Annotated in this window: 20 protein-coding genes; 11 read left to right on the top strand and 9 right to left on the bottom strand. The window is 53.3% G+C overall.

What is annotated here, in order from left to right:
• Positions 1-8: 8 nt before the first annotated feature.
• The gene (locus FD737_RS12765) at positions 9-242 is read right to left on the bottom strand and encodes a DUF3761 domain-containing protein (RefSeq protein ID WP_255492020.1); all 234 of its coding nucleotides are present in this window, start codon (positions 240-242) and stop codon (positions 9-11) included.
• Between the two features lie 291 nt (positions 243-533).
• On the bottom strand, positions 534-1256 hold the full coding sequence (locus tag FD737_RS12760) for a bifunctional 2-polyprenyl-6-hydroxyphenol methylase/3-demethylubiquinol 3-O-methyltransferase UbiG (RefSeq protein WP_160833640.1): 723 nt from the start codon (positions 1254-1256) through the stop codon (positions 534-536).
• 251 nt (positions 1257-1507) lie between these two features.
• On the opposite strand from FD737_RS12760, the gene FD737_RS12755 reads away from it, so the two are divergent.
• The gene (locus FD737_RS12755; protein WP_034828689.1) at positions 1508-2155 is read left to right on the top strand and encodes a metallophosphoesterase; all 648 of its coding nucleotides are present in this window, start codon (positions 1508-1510) and stop codon (positions 2153-2155) included.
• Positions 2156-2157: 2 nt separating this feature from the next.
• Here the strand turns inward: FD737_RS12755 and rsmF are convergent, their stop codons facing one another.
• The 3 genes from rsmF to yebS form a co-directional block, all read right to left on the bottom strand.
• Positions 2158-3582, bottom strand: coding sequence for a 16S rRNA (cytosine(1407)-C(5))-methyltransferase RsmF (gene rsmF, locus FD737_RS12750; protein WP_160833639.1), 1425 nt, complete (start codon positions 3580-3582; stop codon positions 2158-2160).
• A gap of 75 nt (positions 3583-3657) precedes the next feature.
• The gene (locus tag FD737_RS12745) at positions 3658-6291 is read right to left on the bottom strand and encodes a PqiB family protein (protein WP_097116873.1); all 2634 of its coding nucleotides are present in this window, start codon (positions 6289-6291) and stop codon (positions 3658-3660) included.
• On the bottom strand, positions 6260-7504 hold the full coding sequence (gene yebS, locus FD737_RS12740; RefSeq protein ID WP_097116874.1) for a membrane integrity lipid transport subunit YebS: 1245 nt from the start codon (positions 7502-7504) through the stop codon (positions 6260-6262). The genes FD737_RS12745 and yebS overlap by 32 nt, the downstream gene beginning before the upstream one ends.
• Before the next feature lie 217 nt (positions 7505-7721).
• On the opposite strand from yebS, the gene FD737_RS12735 reads away from it, so the two are divergent.
• The 4 genes from FD737_RS12735 (at position 7722) to htpX (ending at position 12158) form a co-directional block, all read left to right on the top strand.
• Positions 7722-8222 carry a GAF domain-containing protein gene (locus FD737_RS12735; RefSeq protein WP_038646557.1) on the top strand — a complete coding sequence of 167 codons (501 nt, stop codon included), beginning with the start codon at positions 7722-7724 and terminating at the stop codon, positions 8220-8222.
• 96 nt (positions 8223-8318) lie between these two features.
• On the top strand, positions 8319-8999 hold the full coding sequence (gene proQ / locus FD737_RS12730) for an RNA chaperone ProQ (protein WP_034828699.1): 681 nt from the start codon (positions 8319-8321) through the stop codon (positions 8997-8999).
• Between the two features lie 19 nt (positions 9000-9018).
• The gene (prc, locus tag FD737_RS12725) at positions 9019-11058 is read left to right on the top strand and encodes a carboxy terminal-processing peptidase (protein ID WP_034828701.1); all 2040 of its coding nucleotides are present in this window, start codon (positions 9019-9021) and stop codon (positions 11056-11058) included.
• Between the two features lie 218 nt (positions 11059-11276).
• Positions 11277-12158 carry a protease HtpX gene (gene htpX / locus FD737_RS12720; RefSeq protein WP_160833638.1) on the top strand — a complete coding sequence of 294 codons (882 nt, stop codon included), beginning with the start codon at positions 11277-11279 and terminating at the stop codon, positions 12156-12158.
• Between the two features lie 52 nt (positions 12159-12210).
• Here htpX and FD737_RS12715 read toward each other — a convergent pair whose 3' ends face one another.
• Positions 12211-13593: an MFS transporter gene (locus tag FD737_RS12715; protein ID WP_160833637.1), complete on the bottom strand. Its 1383-nt coding sequence runs from the start codon at positions 13591-13593 to the stop codon at positions 12211-12213.
• A 193-nt stretch (positions 13594-13786) separates the two neighbouring features.
• Here FD737_RS12715 and kdgR point away from each other — a divergent pair, with 193 nt between their 5' ends.
• Positions 13787-14578 carry a DNA-binding transcriptional regulator KdgR gene (kdgR, locus tag FD737_RS12710; protein ID WP_034828705.1) on the top strand — a complete coding sequence of 264 codons (792 nt, stop codon included), beginning with the start codon at positions 13787-13789 and terminating at the stop codon, positions 14576-14578.
• 36 nt (positions 14579-14614) lie between these two features.
• On the opposite strand, the gene FD737_RS12705 is transcribed toward kdgR, so the two are convergent.
• Entirely contained in the window at positions 14615-14851 is a 237-nt protein-coding gene (locus tag FD737_RS12705; RefSeq protein WP_034828706.1) for a YobH family protein, read from the bottom strand.
• A 218-nt stretch (positions 14852-15069) separates the two neighbouring features.
• Between FD737_RS12705 and FD737_RS12700 the strand changes: the two genes are divergently transcribed.
• The 5 genes from FD737_RS12700 to rlmA all read left to right on the top strand — a co-directional run bounded on the left by FD737_RS12700 (position 15070) and on the right by rlmA (position 18215).
• Complete coding sequence (locus FD737_RS12700; RefSeq protein WP_034828707.1) at positions 15070-15345, top strand: YebO family protein; 276 nt, start codon at positions 15070-15072, stop codon at positions 15343-15345.
• A gap of 18 nt (positions 15346-15363) precedes the next feature.
• Positions 15364-16374 (top strand): MBL fold metallo-hydrolase, encoded by a 1011-nt coding sequence (locus FD737_RS12695; protein ID WP_097116877.1) that lies wholly within the window; start codon positions 15364-15366, stop codon positions 16372-16374.
• A 527-nt stretch (positions 16375-16901) separates the two neighbouring features.
• Complete coding sequence (locus tag FD737_RS12690) at positions 16902-16976, top strand: DUF2627 domain-containing protein (RefSeq protein WP_128599124.1); 75 nt, start codon at positions 16902-16904, stop codon at positions 16974-16976.
• Positions 16977-17059: 83 nt separating this feature from the next.
• Positions 17060-17269 carry a transcription antiterminator/RNA stability regulator CspE gene (gene cspE, locus FD737_RS12685; protein ID WP_034828712.1) on the top strand — a complete coding sequence of 70 codons (210 nt, stop codon included), beginning with the start codon at positions 17060-17062 and terminating at the stop codon, positions 17267-17269.
• Between the two features lie 139 nt (positions 17270-17408).
• Positions 17409-18215, top strand: a complete 807-nt coding sequence (rlmA, locus tag FD737_RS12680; protein WP_160833636.1) for a 23S rRNA (guanine(745)-N(1))-methyltransferase — start codon at positions 17409-17411, stop codon at positions 18213-18215.
• On the opposite strand, the gene FD737_RS12675 is transcribed toward rlmA, so the two are convergent.
• Together FD737_RS12675 and FD737_RS12670 are read right to left on the bottom strand one after the other, a co-directional pair.
• Complete coding sequence (locus tag FD737_RS12675; RefSeq protein WP_058960161.1) at positions 18212-18670, bottom strand: DUF986 family protein; 459 nt, start codon at positions 18668-18670, stop codon at positions 18212-18214. The two genes, rlmA and FD737_RS12675, sit on opposite strands and share 4 nt — an antisense overlap.
• 92 nt (positions 18671-18762) lie before the next feature.
• Positions 18763-19608 (bottom strand): PTS mannose transporter subunit IID, encoded by an 846-nt coding sequence (locus FD737_RS12670; protein WP_038646579.1) that lies wholly within the window; start codon positions 19606-19608, stop codon positions 18763-18765.
• Positions 19609-19618: the final 10 nt, after the last annotated feature.

The following is a 19618-nucleotide window of genomic DNA, read 5'->3' as shown; positions in this document are numbered from 1 at the left end:
CGTGTGGCTTAAGATGCCAGCCATTCCGCAACGCCACCATGGCGAGAACAGGTCCCGCGGTGATGGGTGCTGAAACTGTATGACCCATCGCGACACCGAGCGGTTGCGCCATCGGGAACATCATTATTTTGCGTATGTGCGGGACGATGAATCGATTGTCCTTCGCTGTTGATGTAATTGCCTTGCTCGATCAGTTCAACATGCTTTTTGGCGTGAGTGGGCATGCTGACAAGCAACAGCATAAGTGTGATAACAGAAAGCGTTTTCATATTCTCATAAAGAAGGAAAGAGGATAGGACGTTATCGGCAGGAAGGAAGAAAGCTTAAATAAACATCACTAATGTAAGCGAAGCGTAAAAAAGCAATGATGAGAATGATAGTTAATATCATTTAACTTGTTCGGAATTGTCTGGATTGATAAAGTGATCGCCGTCCCGCACAGAGCTAACGCCTTTAATGAGCGCCGGAGATAAGCGCCGGACGGGACTTTCATCAGGGCTGCAGGACGCAGCCGCTTTTGAAATTTATTGAGGTTATCTGGCAGACAATAAAAACATCATCGGACGGTCGCGCTCTTCTTCTAAGCCCGGATTCCGCTTCACCTGCTCATCGGCAGGCCCCCATTCATCAAGATGCACAATCTCGAATCCGGCACTAATCAACGCATTTATCCAACTGGCTAATTTACGGTGCTGCTTCTTCACGCCATCAGCAAACCAATTACTGATGCGCTCACCTTCCTGTTGATAATGATTGATCGGCCAACTGCGTTGCTGTTGATCATCCACAATCCACTGCTGCTGAAGCGGAGCGGTATATATGGGATGTTCGCATGAGAAGACCAGCATGCCACCGGGCTTTAGTGTATAGAATAAGGTGGTCAGCAAAGGGTCGATATTGCTCAGGTAATGCAACGCCAGTGAGCTATAGGCAAGATCATAGGCTTCATCGAGCTGTAGAGTTTCTAAATCCGCACGTTGATAGCGAATGTTCGGTGAAGAAGTCATGGCAGCCGCTTGTGCCAGCATCTTTTCTGAGACATCAATCCCCAGGACTTCGCGGGCACCATGCTGCTGCGCGTAACGGCAAAACCAGCCGTATCCACAGCCTAAATCAACGACGCGCAAGTCCTTCAGATCGGGCAGCATCGCTCGCAATGCTGGCCACTCAGGTGCGCCATCCAATCCTTCCACCGAGCGGGGTAAAGTAGCATAACCGGCAAAGAAGGTGGGGTTATCGTAAATGTTCTGGCTCATGTTGGCTCCTTTATGTGAATCGAAAGGAGTTTAGGTGTTTAGCGCGACAGGAAACAGCGATTAGCCCACAAACAGCAGATGCACCAAACGCGCCAGCGATTCCAGCAACAACAGGCTGCCGAGAAATATAAACACCAGTACACCGATAAATTGTTTACGGCTGCTCACGCTGCTCCCTCCCCTGGCTTCATCTCACCGGACTATACTTTATGCCGGGTTCACTAAACTTCCAGTCAACCGGGAAAGATTACATGTTTTACCAAACGGTGAGTGCCAAAACGTGGCGTAACATTTGGGTGGTGGGCGATTTGCACGGTTGCCGCGCTCAACTGGACTCGCAGCTCATTCTGCATGACTTCGACAAAGAGCGAGACCTGCTGCTGTCGGTAGGGGATTTGATCGATCGCGGTCCCGACAGCCCCGGCTGCTTACAGCTGTTGCAGGAGCCATGGTTTCGCTGTGTGCGCGGTAATCATGAACAGATGGCGTTGTCGGCGCTGGAAGGGCAAGACCCTATGCTGTGGATGATGAACGGCGGTGACTGGTTCTGGCAATTAAAAGGGGCGGATTTAATTGCGGCGCGCCATGCGCTGAAACGCTGTGCCGATCTGCCGCTGATTTTGCACCTGGAGTTAGCCGACCGCGTGGTGGTGATCGCCCATGCCGACTATCCAGCCAGCCATTATGAGTTGGGTCAGGACGTGGACTGGCATCAGGTGGTGTGGAGCCGCGATCGTCTCGGCCGCCATCATCGTGGCGCTTCCGCCAGTATTGACGGTGCGAGCGATTTCTATTTCGGCCACACGCCACTGGAACAGCCGCTCAATGTGGCGAACCAGCATTACATCGACACCGGCGCAGTGTTCGGTAATCGCTTAACGCTGGTTCAGCTTCAATAGAGTTAACGGAACAAACGCCCGTCGCGCACCAGGTCGCGTGGATAGCTGTTTTTGATGCGGTTACTGACTTTCTTGGCTAAACCCAATGGCTGCTGCTGATAGGTGACAATCACTTCATCGCGAGTTGGTGCGGTTTCAGGATGAATATCCTGGCCGCGATACCAGCTTTCTGCTTCCGTTTCCGTCAATTCGAAATCCAGTGCGCTGCCCGGTATAGTCAGGGCAACCACCGCTTCATGTTGCCAGCGATAGCCTTTCGGGAAGGTCTCTGCCAGCTTCAGACCGATGCGGGAGAACCGCACTCTGCCGAGCCAGTTTTCCAGCGCAGCCGGGAACAGCCACAGTTCTTTATCACGCTGCCACAACGAATGCTGCTCATCCCACTCAATCCCCACCTTAGCAGCCGCCTGTTGCACTTCAGCAACCAGCTTGCGGCTGGCAGGCGAGAAGGGCAGTTTACCCACTTTATAGGTGGGCGCGGGCAGCGCCGGGATGCTGGCCGTTTTGCGCAGGCGTGCGACAAAGAAGCCTTCACTGTCGAAAATCTGTGGGAAGACATGCAGGAAGCCTTCCGGCGTCAATGCACGCTCGGCACCGTCAAACAGGTCGCGCAACGGCACGATTTCTACTGCATCGGGATAGCGCTGCTGCAGCCAGGCGATGACCTGCTGATTTTCAATCTGGTTCAGTGTACAGGTGGAATAAATTAACGTGCCGCCTGGCTGTAAGGCATGAAACGCACTGTCGAGCAGGTCACGCTGAGTTGCGGCAATCTCTTCAGTGCTGGCCAGTGTCCAGTTACGCAGGGCGTCGGCATCTTTACGCACCACACCTTCGCCGGAGCAGGGCGCATCCAGCAGGATGGCATCAAACTGCTCAGGTAGGGCGGCACCAAACACACGACCATCAAAGTGCGTCAGCGCCACATTGCTGACGCCACAGCGGCTGATATTGGCATGCAACACTTTTACACGGCTGGCTGAATATTCATTGGCGAGGATCGCGCCTTCGTTGCGCATCAACGCGGCCATTTGCGTGGTTTTGGAACCGGGTGCAGCGGCCACATCCATCACCTTGCGTGCTTCTGGCGCGGCATCAAACAACGCGGTGACCGGCAGCATTGAGCTGGCTTCCTGAATGTAGAACAAACCGCTCAGGTGCTCGGCCACACTGCCCAGCGGCAATGTCTCATCTTCCCGCTCGATCCAGAATCCTTCAGCGCACCAGGGAACCGGCGTTAAGCGCCAGCCATAATGCGCGGTGCGTGCTAAAAACGCCTCCACACTGATTTTCAACGTATTGACGCGCAGGCTGCGGCGCAGCGGCTGCTGGCTAATCGCCAGGAAACGCTGCAGTTCATTTTCGTCAGCCAGGCTGGTGCGCATCAGCGCAAGGAAATCTTCAGGAAAGCGATCGGACACGGACATTTACCGGGGTATCAAATTTAGCGCGAAGTGTAACACGTGCAAATAAAACGGGCAGCCCGCAGGCTGCCCGATTGCTTAATTGGGATCCGGAATCGCCGTTCCCCAACTGCGCCACTCTTTCGGCGCTTCATCCTGCAACAGGAAGTGTTTATCTGCGCCCGCCTGTGGCGCCAGCGGCACCGTCGGCGGTGTGGCAAATTGAATGCCGCCACGAATGAACTGCTGGAAGGTACCGGTTTTCACGACCCCACCAATCAGACCGAAGTCGAGGTTATAGCCAGACGCCAGCCAGAACACGGAGTTATTACGCACCAGATGCTGATACTTCTTGCTGATGCGCAGCGCGATCTGTACGCGATCCGCCATGTTGCCCAGCGAGGTACCGGTTACCGTCCCCACTTCTACCCCACGGAACAGCACCGGGGTACCCAACGACAGCGAACCGGCTTCGGTAGCATCAACATAAATGTTGAGTCCGTTGAGGTAACGCGAATCGGTGATGGTACTCTCCTGCAACTCAAAGGTACGTGCCTGAGCCCCTTTGCCGGGATCAACATTGAGGTAAGGCTGCAGCAAGGTCTCCAGATGATTAACACCCGCTGGCGAAATTTCCGGTGAGACCACCGAGAAGCGACTGCCGATACGCGCAAAGTCCTGCACATACTCGGGATAAAGCACCGCTTTCGCCACCACCTGATTATTGTCTTTACTCAATGCCAGTGATTCAACCTGGCCGACATTAATGCCGAGGTAACGAATCGGCATGCCCGCAGCCAGCTTGCTGGCATCAAAGGTATGCAAGGTGATCTGGCTGCCGACTGCACGCGCAGCCGTTTCAGAGGCATAGAGTACGCGTTTCACGCCTTTCGCCGCTTGCGCGCCAGTGAGGTTATCGAAACTGATCGCCCCTTTCAGCGCACGGTTGAGCGGCGAAGCCTGCACCGTTAAACCGCTGCCGTTAAGTTGCACTTTCGCACCACCTTCGGCCCAAAATACGCTCTCGCTGGTCAGCAATTTGCGGTATTGCGGCTCAATGTGGATGGAAATCTCAAAGGCATCGGCGCGCGGCACCACGTCCACCACTTCACCCACCTGGAATTTACGATACAGCACCACTGAACCGGCCTGCACATCTGGCAAGCTGTTGGCGGTCAGTTTCAGTGTGGTTGGCGGTTGGTCACCGATAATCCCTTCCTGCGCACGCTCAGCATCGGCATATAAAGGATAACGGGCGGAAGGGTTGCCTTTCGCACCCGGCACCAGACGTATGCCGCCGTCTACCCATTCACGGGCACTGGCACCCAGCACCTGCATTCCATCGAGACCAAACTTCACGTCGAGACGACTATTCACAATGAATTTGCTGTCCGCGTGCACCAGATGGCGATATTCCGGATTGATGGCCACCGCAAAGCTAATGCCATTCTCATCCAGTTGACGCGAAATGACCTGCCCAATCTTCATGCCGTACAGCATCACCGGCTGACCGCCATCAATACCGTAGGTTTCCGGCGCGCTGAGTTTTACCGTCAGAACATCCGGTTTTTGCAGCAGGGTTTCGCTGGCAGGCAGCACGGTAAAGTGATCCTGCGCGGGACCTTCGCCCGGTACCAGTTCGAAGGTGTTACCGGTCAGCAAGCTGCTGAGATTGGTGTCGGTCAGGCTCAGTTTGGGCGCCCGCATTTCAATGCGGGTACCGCTGCGCATCAGGCTCGTCACCGAAGGATCCACGGTGAGTTCGCCGGTGACTTTGCCGCCCGGTAACAGATTGAGTTTGGTCAAGGTACCGACTTCCAGACCCTGGTACATCAGTGGCGTGCTATTCGCTTTGAGGTTATCGCCGCTCGGTAAATCCAGACTGATCTGCACGCCACGCTGGCTGCGTGCCAGATCGGGGTAGAGCTGATAGTTTTCGTCGCTGTTAGCCTGCTGACCTTCTTCCGGAGAATCAAAGGCAATCGCCCCATTCACCAGCGCGGCCAGGCTCTCCAGCTTCACTTTGGCACCGCTCAGACTGACGTCAGCGTCTACGCCGGACACGTTCCAGAAGCGGCTCTGCTTTTTCACCAGATTGACGAAACGACGCTCAATTAGTACGTCGACCGTGACGCCATCAGTATTACCGTTGATACTGTAGTCATACACGCGTCCCACCGGGATTTTGCGGTAGTAGACCAGCGACCCGGTGTTCAGCGAACCCAAATCGGGAGAGTGCAGATGGATCAGCAATTCCCCGGTGTTAACGCGATATTTCGGTTGGGTATCCAGCGCGGTGAAGTGCTCACGCGGATTGCCGCCGCCCGGCATCATGCCGATATAGTTACCGCCCACCAGCGCATCCAGTCCAGAAACACCTGCCAGCGAGGCTTTCGGCGTCACCAGCCAGAACTGCGTATTGTCCTTCAGCGCATCGCGCATATCGCTCTTGATACTGGCCTTGATCTGGATGCTGTGATAATCATCGCTCAGCACAATACCTTGCACCGTTCCCACTTCCACGCCCTGATAACGAATAGGCGTGCGGCCTGGCACAATGCCGTCCGCAGTCTGGAAGTTGATGGTAATTGTGGTACCGCGCTCCTGGTAATTGGTCCATAACAGCCAGCCAGCAATCAGCAGGGCAATAATGGGCAATAGCCAGAACGGCGAAAACTTGCGTTTGTTACGCAGGTTCGCGCTAGTCGGTGTAGTCGGCGTTTCCTGTTGCATGTGCATCCCAGATCAGGCGGCTATCAAGCCACTCTACAGCCATAATGGTCAGGATGACTGCCGCGCCAAAGTAGAAGGCGGCAGGTCCCATGGTAAAAGCCAGCAGTTGATCGCGATTCACCAATGACATGGTGACCGCAATCACGAACAGATCCAGCATCGACCAGCGTCCCACCCAGGTGATGGCACGCAGCAGTCGAATGCGGGTTTTTAAGCCCTGTTCACACTTAAAATGGATGCTGACCAGCAAAGTCAGCATCACTAACACTTTGGTAAACGGCACCAGGATACTGGCGATAAATACCACCGCCGCCACCGGGATGTTTCCGGAAGCCAGACCCAGAATGCCGGAGAAGATCGTATCTTCACGGCGTGCGCCATTAACGTAAACTACTGAAATCGGCAGCAGATTAGCGGGAATCAGTAGCACAATCGAAGCGATCAGTGCGGCCCAGGATTTCTGCAAACTGTGGCGACGACGGAAATCGAGCGGGGTGTGACAACGTGTACAACGTCCGCGATCGTCCGGCATGCCGGTTTGATGACAGTTCAGACACACCTGCCACTGTTCCGGAGGTGTGGTGGGTACAGCCTGCGGATAATAGTGCTCCCACAGCTCTTCCACGTTGAGATGAATCAGCGTCAGCAGGCTCAGCACCGTCAGCGCGATATAGGCCACCAGGCCATAGCCGACTTCCAGCGCGGCGTAATCCTGCACCTTTATAGAGGCGACCGCCACACCGACCAGATAGATATCCAGCATCACCCACTCTTTGAGCTTCTCCAGCATCAGCAACACCGGACGCAGGTTCATCCCGAGGGCGTTGCCAATCCATAAATAGCAGATGCCCGCGACTAAGGTTACCGGTGCACCAATGGTACAAAACGCCACCATCGAGGCCGTCAGCACGTTGCCCTGCTGCGCCATCTGGATCACGCCTTCCACCAGGCTGGCGTTGATGCGCATGCCGAGCAAGCGAATATCCACCAACGGGAGGCTGAAGGCGAAGGGCATCAACACGATCATGGTCACGGCCATTACGGTGAGTCGCGTCATTGACCAATCGCGGCCACTTTGAATTTTTGCATGACAGCGCGGGCAATGCGCCGACTGATGCGATTTCACATCCGGTAAGGAAAAAAGGGTATCGCATTGCGGACAACGCTGATAACGTGCGTGGGGCAACGTCTGGCTGATAGCGTGAATTTTCATAGGTGACGCAAGTGGCCCATCGTTCGTTACGTTTACCGGCATGCTGTTCAGAGCATTCTGACTGCAATAGGGAGTGGTACAAGAATAGTCTTAACCACCGACTGCTAAGGGTATAGTAACTAACACAATGATTCACCTGATGGGGCTGGATTATTAGTGCTTATTTTAACAACTGAGTGACAACAAGCTCACGACAGTGACGAGTTATGGTTAAACAATGAACAAAAAAGCCTTTTACGAGGATTTAAATCGCGATGTCCGTGCACTGTTAGCGGGCGAAACCTCTTTCCTGGCAGCACTGGGTAATTGCAGTGCGCTGCTGTTTGAACGCCTGGAAGGCGTGAACTGGGCAGGATTCTACTTGCTCACCGAGCCAAATACGCTGGTGCTGGGTCCGTTCCAGGGCAAAATTGCCTGCGTACGCATTCCGGTGGGCAAAGGGGTTTGTGGCACTGCGATTGCAGAGGATAAAGTACAGCTCGTTGAGGATGTGCATGCGTTCCCTGGTCATATCGCGTGTGATGCGGCCAGTAACGCTGAAATCGTGATTCCTCTGAAAGTGAATGGCACCGTTGTCGGTGTGCTAGACATTGATAGTACGGTTTATTCTCGCTTTGATAGTGAGGATGAAGCGGGGCTGGTGGCCCTTACCGACGGGCTTTGTGAAGTGCTGGCGGGCAGTGACATCGAAAAATTTATTCAACTGTCACGCAGCTAATCGACTGGATCACATAGCATTTGGCGATGTTGTCATTATAATGTCGCCTGTTCATGCCTGCTCTGGTCGGCAAACCCGTAGTAATCAGGAAATTTCATGGAAAATCAACCTAAGTTGAATAGCAGTAAAGAAGTGATCGCCTTTTTGGCGGAACGTTTTCCGCAATGTTTTAGCGCCGAAGGTGAAGCGCGTCCGCTTAAAATCGGTATCTTCCAGGATCTGGTTGAGCGCGTTCAGGGTGAAAACAGCCTGAGCAAGACGCAACTGCGTTCAGCCTTGCGCCTTTATACCTCAAGCTGGCGTTACCTGTACGGCATTAAAGCGGGTGCAATCCGTGTTGATCTTGATGGCAACGCCTGTGGCGTGCTGGACGAACAACACGTTGAACATGCGCGCAAGCAGCTGGAAGAAGCTAAAGCGCGCGTTCAGGCGCAGCGCGATCAGCAAAAAGCGAAGAAACGCGAAGCCGGTGAAGAGACCGCTGAACGTCGTCCTCGTAAACCTGCTCCTCGCAAAGCGGCTGAAGGCGAAGCACCTCGCAAGCCTCGTCCACAGGCACCGCGTGCCGCATCAGCAGAACGTCCTGCTGCACCGCGCCCACCGCGAGCTAAACCTGTCACTGATACCTCAACTTTGCAACCCGGCCAGAACATCAAAGTTAAAGCAGGCAAAAGTGCAATGGACGCCACCATTCTTGAAATCACCAAGGATGGCGTTCGGGTGCAGCTCGCTTCCGGCATGGCAATGATTGTGCGCGCAGAACACTTGCAGTTCTGAAACGGAGGCTGACCTCGGCATGAACAACATTTTAAAGATCGGTATGATCGCGGGCCTGCTGTTAGCAGGCCCCACCTTTGGCGCAGATAACATTACCCGCGCCGACCAGATTCCACAGTTACATGAAGACCCGCAGCATCCTACCGTCAGTGAACGCGTCACTTCGCGTTTCACCCGTTCTCACTATCGTCAGTTCGATCTGAATCAGGATTTCTCTGCGAAAATTTTTGATCGCTACCTGAATCTGCTCGACTACAACCATAACGTGTTGTTGGCTTCAGACATCGCGCAATACGCCGATAAGAAAACCACGTTGGGTGATGAACTGCGCAGCGGTAAGCTGGATGTGTTCTACGATCTCTACAATCTGGCGCAGAAACGCCGCTTCGAGCGCTATCAATATGCGCTAAGCGTGCTGAATCGCCCGATGAATTTCACCGGCAATGACACCATCGACATTGACCGTGCAAAATCACCCTGGCCGAAAAACAGCGATGAGCTGAACGCGCTGTGGGATGCCAAAGTTAAATATGATGAGCTGAGCCTGAAACTGGCCGGTAAAGATGACAAAGAGATTCGTGAAACGCTGACTAAGCGTTACAACTTTGCCATTCGTCGCCTGGCGCAGAGCAACAGTGAAGATGTGTTCCAGCTGGCGATGACCGCCTTTGCGCATGAAATCGACCCGCACACCAACTATCTTTCACCGCGTAACACCGAACAGTTCAACACCGAGATGAGCCTGTCGCTGGAAGGTATCGGTGCCGTGCTGCAGATGGACGATGATTACACGGTCATCAACTCCATGGTGGCTGGCGGACCGGCCGCTAAAAGCAAATCCATCAGCGTGGGCGACCGTATTGTCGGTGTTGCTCAGCCAGGCAAGCCAATGGAAGATGTGATTGGCTGGCGTCTGGATGATGTGGTGTCCAAAATCAAAGGACCGAAAGGCAGCAAAGTGCGCCTGGAAATCCTGCCTGCTGGCAAGGGCACCAAAACCCGCACCGTGACACTGACGCGTGAAAAGATCCGTCTTGAAGATCGCGCGGTGAAAGGCACCGTACATAACGTCGGTAAAGAGAAAGTCGGCGTACTGGATATTCCAGGCTTCTACGTTGGCCTGACTGACGATGTGAAAGTGCAGCTGCAAAAACTGCAGAAGCAGAACGTCGACAGCATCGTGATTGATTTGCGTACCAACGGCGGCGGTGCGCTCACCGAAGCCGTATCACTGTCGGGTCTGTTTATCCCAAGTGGCCCAGTGGTGCAGGTCCGTGACAACAACGGTCGCGTGCGCCAGGACAGCGATAACGACGGTATCGTTTATTACAAAGGTCCGCTGGTGGTGCTGGTCGATCGTTTCAGTGCCTCGGCTTCTGAGATCTTCGCCGCTGCGATGCAGGATTACGGTCGCGCACTGATCGTCGGTGAACCAACCTTTGGTAAGGGCACCGTACAGCAGTACCGTTCACTGAACCGCATCTACGATCAGATGCTGCGTCCGGAATGGCCGGCGCTGGGCTCAGTGCAATACACCATCCAGAAGTTCTATCGCATTAACGGCGGCAGTACTCAGCGTAAAGGCGTCACGCCGGACCTGCTGATGCCAACTGGCGTAGAAGCGGCGGAAACCGGTGAGAAGTTCGAGGACAACGCGCTGCCATGGGATAGCGTGAATGCCGCGACTTACACCAAAACCGGTGATATCACCGCGCTGGTACCGCAGCTGACCAAAGAGCACGCCGATCGTATCGCTAAAGATCGCGAGTTCCAGTACATCATGAAAGATATTGCGCGCTTTGACGCGATGAAAGATAAACGCAATATTGTGTCGCTCAATCTTGCTCAACGTGAGAAAGAGAACCACGAAGATGATGCACTGCGTCTGGAACGCATTAACGCGCGCTACCAGGCGGAAGGCAAAGCCCCGCTGAAGAGCATTGAAGATTTGCCGAAAGACTACAAAGAGCCAGACCCGTATCTGGACGAAACCGTGAAAATTGCCAACGACATGGCACAGCTGGAGAAAACCCAGCCTGCTGCCGAAGGCGCGAAATAAATTTTCGCTGAATATAAGCACCGCTCCGGCGGTGTTTTTTTTTGCACCAAAGGTATTGTTCATTGTGGCTAATGGGCAGAATTGCGCACATCATTACCAAATGTAAAGTTATGTCTTTTTAGACACTTAAAGATTAAGGTTGCTTGAAAACCTGCGCAATGGACATAGGATGTATATCCGCGCATGAGCGCGAGCACAACTGAGGAAGATTAACGTTTATGATGCGTATTGCGCTTTTCCTGGTCACCAACCTGGCGGTGATGTTGGTATTCGGACTGATTCTGAGTCTGACAGGAATTCAGTCAAGCAGTGTTCAGGGTCTGATGATTATGGCAGGTCTGTTTGGCTTTGGCGGTGCGTTTGTTTCACTGCTGATGTCTAAATGGATGGCGTTGCGCTCCGTCGGCGGTGAAGTGATTCAACAACCCCGTAACGAGACAGAACGCTGGCTGATGGATACCGTCAGTCGCCAGGCTCAACAGTCCGGCATTGCGATGCCGCAAGTGGCGATCTATCACGCGCCAGATATTAACGCCTTTGCTACCGGTGCGCGTCGTGACGCCTCACTGGTTGCGGTCTCGACCGGCTTGCTGCAGAACATGAGCCGTGATGAAGCGGAAGCGGTGCTGGCGCACGAAATCGCCCACATCGCTAACGGTGACATGATCACCATGACGCTGATTCAGGGTGTGGTGAACACCTTCGTGATCTTCATTTCGCGTATTATCGCGCAGGTAGCATCGGGCTTCCTGTCGGGTAACCGTGACGGTGAAGAGAGCAGCAACGGTAACCCGCTGGTCTATTTTGCGGTCGCGACCGTGCTGGAACTGGTGTTCGGCATTCTCGCCAGCATCATCACCATGTGGTTCTCACGTTACCGTGAATTCCACGCGGATGCAGGTTCAGCCAAACTGGTGGGCCGCGAGAAGATGATTGCCGCTCTGCAGCGTTTGAAAACCAGCTACGAGCCGCAGGAGCCAAGCAGCATGATGGCATTCTGCATTAACGGCAAAAGCAAATCGTTGAGCGAATTGTTTATGTCGCATCCGCCGCTCGATAAGCGTATTGAAGCGCTGCGTAACGGTGACTATCTGAAATAATGGTTTGGCTGTTGCAATAAACAAAGGTGCCCAATTGGGCACCTTTGTTGTTTTATGACTTCACCGTCTGACTCGATTGCGTCATCCGAGACATACTGACGACGGCTGCCACCGTGGCGAAACTACCCGCCAGAACCAGTGATGCATGTGTTCCGCTGTCGTTAAAGAGATTGAACATCAATGCAACCAATGCTGCACCGCTGCTCTGACCGACCAAACGCGCCGTCCCTAACATACCGCTGGCGCCACCGCTGCGATGGCGCGGGGCAGAGGAGATAATCGTGTGATTATTTGGAGACTGGAACAGGCCAAAGCCCGCACCGCAAAGCATCATTCGCCAGATAATATCAATATCGGTGGGTTGTGAAGGCAGCAGTGCCAGTAAGAACAGACCCGCCGCAAACATTGCCAGCCCCAGGCCACCCAATAATCCCGCATGGACTTTCTCAATCAACCGGCCAGCAATGGGGGCCAGCACCATGGTGGCCAGCGGCCAGGGTGTGAGCAGCAACCCGGTTGCCACTTCATCCCGTCCCAGCACGTTTTGCAGGAAGAATGGCAGCGAAACCATAGCCAGCATCTGCGCACAGAACGAGCAAATCGAAGTGCACATCGACAACGAAAAAATGGGGATGCGCAGCAAATCCACCGGCAGTAGCGGCACTGGCATCGCCAACTGGCGACGAACAAACACCACGCCGACCAACACCAGTGCGACGACTTCAGCCAGAATGAGCCAGTGGTCCTGCCCCTGTGAGAACCCGCTGAGGGCCGATATGAGCAGGCCAAAGAACAGGGCGTTCATGATGGCACTGGGAACATCGAACTTCTGCTGTTTAGCTTTCTGTGTGTTATCTGGCAGAAAACGCAGCGCCAGCCACAGTGCCACAATGCCCAGCGGCACGTTGATCAGGAATAACCATTTCCAGCTGGCGATGGAGAGAATCGCGGCTGCCACCGTTGGGCCCGCAGCGCTCGACACCGCGACGATCAGCGAGTTAATCGCCATACCGCGGCCGAGAAAACGCTGCGGATAGATAATACGAATCAGCGCTGTGTTCACACTCATCAGTGCCGCGCCGCCAAAACCCTGCAGGATACGCGCCACGGTAAGCATATTGAGTGAAGAGGAGAGGGCGCAGAACAGTGAAGTGGCGATAAACAACGCCAGCCCTACCTGATAAACACGGCGATAACCCAGCATATCGCCCAGAAAGGAGAGCGACAGTAACGAGATAACAATGGCGATTTGGTAGGCGTTAACAATCCAGATTGATTCCGCCGGACTGGCATTCAGTTCGCGTGCAATGGTGGGTAACGCAACGTTAGCAATGGCGCCATCCAGCACTGCCATCATGATGCCTAACGCAATAGTGATAATCGCGCCGTACCGCTGCGGAACAGGTAATCCATCCTGAGAGACTGTAGGGGACATAAATGAAATAAATGAAGGAAGTGAATATCATCATGCTAATCAATTTTGTGACGGAAAGCACCGCATTCATTGACAAAAAATTACGAAGGAATGTGTCGCAGATTGCCAGTCGTTGCCGCCGTTGGGCTGAAACGCATATACTGGCGCTTCTGTTCCGTTTTTTTTGAAACACCGTCAAAAAAGGATACGCGCAATGGCGAGCAGCGATAACGATAAACAGCCAGACTCCGTCTCTTCGGTAATGAAAGTGTTCGGCATTTTGCAGGCGTTAGGCGAAGATCGTGATCATGGTATCACCGAGCTGTCGCAACGCGTGATGATGTCAAAAAGCACGGTTTACCGCTTTCTGCAAACCATGAAATCATTGGGTTACGTAGCGCAGGAAGGGGAAAGTGAAAAATATTCGCTGACGCTAAAGCTGTTTGAATTGGGTGCCAGGGCACTACAAAACGTCGACCTGATTCGTAGTGCCGATGTCGAAATGCGAGAACTGTCGCGTTTGACCAAAGAAACCATCCACCTGGGTGCGCTGGAAGAAGACAGCATTGTCTATATCCATAAAATTGATTCGCTGTATAACCTGCGCATGTACTCGCGCATCGGGCGTCGTAACCCGCTGCATACCACCGCCATCGGTAAAGTGTTACTGGCATGGCGCGATCGCACTGAAGTTCAGGCAATCCTGAGCGAAGTCGAGTTTCGTCGCAGTACCGCCAACACCATCGTCAGTGCTGAAGCGCTGCTTGAAGTATTAGATCAGGTAAAAGTGCAGGGTTTCGGTGAAGATAATGAAGAGCAGGAAGAGGGCTTACGCTGTATCGCTGTGCCGGTTTTCGACCGCTTCGGCGTGGTGATCGCGGGATTGAGCATCTCGTTCCCGACAATCCGATTCTCTGAAGAAGCAAAAAACGAGTATGTGGCGATGCTGCATCGTGCCGCGCGCAATATTTCCGACCAGTTGGGTTACCACGACTACCCATTCTGAATAGCAGAACGGGCTGTCGCCAGCCCGTTTGAGTCACTAATTATCTACCACTTCGCCACTTTTCTTCAGCAGTGGACAATCGGTGACACCCACAATACCGCTGTCGGTATGCAGATATTGCGCGGTGATCATGCCGCGTGCAGTGAGATAGCTACACTGTAAGCCCAGTCCAGCGGCGTTTTTGTTGCTTCCGGTCAGTACGCCATAGCCGGTAAACAGCATCCCTAACCAGACCACTGCCACCACGATTATCGCCCGAATGAATAATTTCATTTTATCTCCTTGTGATACACAACGCAGCTATCCTGAAGTCGCTGCGATTTCTATAGTTGCAGCATGACGCGTCCTGCTCATGAAATCGATCAGAGATAACTGAAAGCCATCAAGATGCGGGATAATCTGCTTTCCACCGGCAACCATTATCTTTTCCGCACACAACGAGTAGAATCAGCGGCGGTGTAAGTGTTTTATGTTTGACAATAGAGGCAGTTATGAACGAGTTAGCCGCAAATACCAGTCCGCTGTTCAGTTATGGTGTACTGGCCATCATTATTGTTGTGGCCTTGATAGCCTGGTTCTTCGTTAACCGGGCCAGCATGCGCGCCAGTGAACAGATTCGTTTGCTGGAAGCTCTGCTGGAAGAGCAGAAAAAACAGAATGCATTGTTGCGCCGCCTGGCGGATGCTCAACCTGCCACAGCAAAACAGCAGGAGGAAGAAGACGCCGTAGAACAGCGCGACTTCATCCGTATGATTCCAGAACGTTAAACACATGATGGAGCAGTAATGGCCTGGCAAAATCCCTGGTACGACGCAACGCTGGCGCATCACACGCCAGAAGGTTTCCGCAATCCGGAACCGGAATTGCGCCAGCCAGGGGATTTGCAGCGCTGGCGGCGGGAGCGCAAAGCGGACCATTTGCCGCTGCCGCCTCAGGCCGGTTATCCGGCATTCATTGCCCGCTGGTATCAGGAAAGCGATCTGGGCGGTGATGACGATCGCGTCTGGTGGTTAGGTCATGCCGCCGTGTTGATGCGGCTCAATCGCCGCTATATTCTCATCGATCCGGCACTCTCTGCGCGTGCTTCACCGCTGCCGTTTGCTGGACCACAGCGTAAAACGCCCGCTCCGCTCCATATTGCACAGTTGCCACATCTCGACGTGGTACTGATTTCGCACAATCACTACGACCATCTCGATCGACCTACGGTAAAGCGCATCGCACGTCGTTTCCCGGATGCGCAATTTGTTGTGCCGCTGGGTATGGGAACCTGGTGTCGCAAACGTGGCGTGCGTCATGTCACCGAACGCGACTGGTGGCAATCCATTGATATCGCAGGAGTGACGCTGACTGCCGTACCCGCGCGGCACTGGAGCATGCGAACTTTCTGGGATCGTAATCGCTCACTGTGGTGTGGCTGGGTGGTGCGAAACCAGAGTGTGAATTTTTGGTTTTCAGGTGACAGTGGCTATAGCGAAAACCTGTTAGAAATTGCTGAACGTCTCGGGCCCTTTAATCTTGCCGCGTTGCCCATTGGCGCTTATGCACCAAAATGGTTCATGCGCGGTCAACATATGGACCCCGATCAGGCGGTGCGTTTATGGCAGGCGATAGGGCGTCCGTTAACGCTGCCGATCCACTGGGGTGTGTTTGAACTGGCGGATGATCCTTTAGATGAACCTCCTGCCGCTTTGGCGCAAGCAATGCAATCCGCGGGAGAAGGGGACTCACGCTTTATGCCATGGAGAATAGGCACCAGCCGAAGCTTGCAGAATAGTGATTCAGATGTGTCCTAAGCCCGATTTGTTAAATCAAGCGTCGCAGTGCGTTTTTTTAACATTTAATTGTAGAGTCGTTAGTTAAAAATAAGATAACCGCCAAAACGAGCGTGCATATATTTGGGGCAAGAGCGCTTATATTTTCCTGATTTTGGTGCAAAACAATTAATGACTTGTACTTAATAAATCGGATTGTACAACTTTTGCTCAGCGCACGAATGTTGCATTCCACGTTAATTTTTTGGCGAAATATTTTATCAATGCCATATTAATGCAATACTTTTTGCGTAGCCTTGACCGCTTTAATTGTGCTGGTTTAGATTGCGTCGCTACGCTTGACTAATGTAAGTACTGGCGCTAACTACTCTGACAAATAACATTTTTTTGTGCAGTTATTCCGTCATCTGTCAATATGCTAATGGCAGAAGAGTGCAGAGCAACGGCCAATTATGTGCGTCATGTCGATCACCGTTTAAAAATGGCTTGCCATTAATTTGCGAATATGTGATAACGACTCTTGGGTCAAACGAGGTACAGTTCTGTTTATGTATGGCATCTTCAGTAAAGAAGTTACGAGTAAAGACGTTGACGTTGAATTCCGCTTCCTTGCCGAACCTTAAATTAGTGCCTCATTCAGTAACGTCTCTGGTTTATCTGTAAGACTGCCTTCGGGCAATATAAACAATCAAAGGAATTTGCAAAAATGGCAAAGATTAAAGGTCAGGTTAAGTGGTTCAACGAGTCTAAAGGTTTTGGTTTCATTACTCCTGCTGACGGCAGCAAAGACGTGTTCGTACACTTCTCTGCAATCCAGGGTAACGGCTTCAAAACTCTGGCTGAAGGCCAGGCTGTTGAGTTCGAAATTCAGGACGGCCAGAAAGGTCCAGCTGCAGTAAACGTTACTGCTATCTGATTTCGTTCTCAGACTCGGTGCCATGCGCCGCTGACACGAATTGTAAAGCCCTGGTCTCTGACCGGGGCTTTTCTTTTATCCTTTCTGTTGCCAGACGATCAGGGTAAACTGCGCGCGAATCGTGAACCCGGAGTTGTCTATGTCTTTGATTTGCCCCCTTTGCCAGCAACATTTGCACCAGCAAGCCAACAGCTTCCGCTGCGATGCAGGTCACCAATTCGATCAGGCTAAAGAAGGGTACGTTAATTTGTTGCCGGTGCAGCATAAAGGCTCAAAGGAACCGGGTGACAGTGCGGAAATGCTGCTGGCACGTCGCGCATTTCTTGATGCCGGCCACTATCAGCCATTACGCGATGCAGTGGCGCAACATCTGGCACAGCGCCTGAATGGCCAGGCGGCACAGGTATTGGATATTGGCTGTGGCGAGGGTTACTACACCGCAGCAATGGCAGAAGCCCTTCCGCAGGCGCAGTTGTTTGGCCTGGATGTGGCGAAAGCGGCGATTCGCATGGCGGCTAAACGTTATCGCACGGTGAAATTTTGTGTCGCCTCCAGCCAGCGTTTACCCTTTGCTGATGCATCGCTGGAGGGCATTGTGCGCATCTATGCTCCCTGTAATGAAACCGAACTGAACCGGGTGGTGAAAACGGGCGGCTATCTGCTGACGGTGACGCCGGGTCCACATCATCTGCAGCAGTTCAAGGCGCTGATTTATCGTGAAGTGCAGCTGCACGCGGCAGAAGAAAAGGCTTACGAAGGTTTTAGCCAGGTCGGGCAACACAATCTGCGTTATGAGATGACGTTAAATGGGGCCGAAGCGGTGAGCTTGCTGCAGATGACGCCTTTTGCCTGGCGCGCGCGCGAAGAAGTCTGGCAACAGCTGGTGGCAGCCGATAGCTTTAGCTGCGATGCCGACTTCATGCTGACGCTATGGCAGCGCACTTAACGCGCTTCCACCAGCGTATTGTAGATACGTTCCAGGTCGTCGAGCTGTTGCACAGCAATCAGCAGGCGACGCTGTTCCAGTTGCATGACTAAAATGCCATCCTCAGACAAGTTCATACTTTGAATACGACGATAGTCGATCCACACGCTGCCGAAGAACAGTCCCTCTGTCTTCATCAACAGTTTCGGCGTGCGTAGCCAGAACAGCCAGATTGCCATAAAGCACAGCACCATCAGCAGCGTGGTGGTGAGCTGCGGGCCATGGTTGCTGACGTTATTCCACAGCAAAATCAGCAGCAACACGATAAAAATGCCGCTGTCGATCTTATGGCGACGACGCAGCGCGACACGCAATTTGGTCGGCCCCTTGCGCCGCGGCAGGATAGCGTCATCGTAAATTGCGAACAGGGCGAAAGCGATGATCAGCAGGGCAATCAGAGCGTCAGTCAGTGACATTACATTTTCTTCCTCAACCGAATTTACCTCAACGTTGGCGCTCAGGTAACTTCGCTGAAAACTGCCGGGAGCCGAAGCCCCCGGCGAGATGATTACAGACCGAGCAGGCCGATCCAGTAACCAAAGATACCCAGGGCAAAGAAGCCCACGATAATCCACAGTGCGTTAACTTTACGGCGCAGCAGCCACATACAGCCGAAGGTCAGCAGCAGCGGGATTAAGCCCGGCATCAGCTGATCGAGGATCGATTGAACGGTGGTCACGGTGGTTTTGCCGGTGTGATCGGTAATGCGGGACACCACAAGCGGCACGTTCACGTGTGTCCACTTGTTGACCAGCGCCCCCATGACAAACAGGCCGAGAATCGACGCCCCCTCCGTGAGCTTTTGCAGGAAGCCGCCACCCATATCGCTGACGATATCCACGCCTTTGCGATAACCATACGCCACACCGTAATAACGCGTCAGCATACGCACGGCGTTAAACAGAATGAAGAACAGCAGGGGACCGAGCAAGCTGCCGCTCATCGCGATACCGGCACCGAGTGCAGCAAACACCGGGCGAACGGTACCCCAGAAGATCGGGTCGCCCACCCCCGCCAGCGGTCCCATCAGGCCGACTTTAATGCCGTTAATCGCGGCATCATCAATCGCCGCGCCGTTAGCACGCTGCTCTTCCATCGCCATGGTAACGCCGAGCACCGGTGCTGCCACGTATGGATGGGTATTAAAGAATTCCAGATGACGCTTAATCGCCTGTTTACGATCGTCGTTGTTCTCAGGATAGAGGCGACGAATCACCGGCACCATTGAGAAGCAGAAGCCCAGCGCCTGCATACGTTCAAAGTTCCATGAACCCTGAAACAGGTTAGAGCGGATGAACACACCACGGACATCGCTCGGGGTGAGTTTCTTTTGCGTGTTAGTTGTATCAACCATGATTTCACCT

Source organism: Pantoea sp. Seng, assembly GCF_009829935.1.
GTDB lineage: Bacteria > Pseudomonadota > Gammaproteobacteria > Enterobacterales > Enterobacteriaceae > Pantoea > Pantoea communis.
The sequence above is the reverse complement of the archived record's forward strand: the minus strand, read 5'-3'. Positions and strand labels throughout refer to the sequence as shown.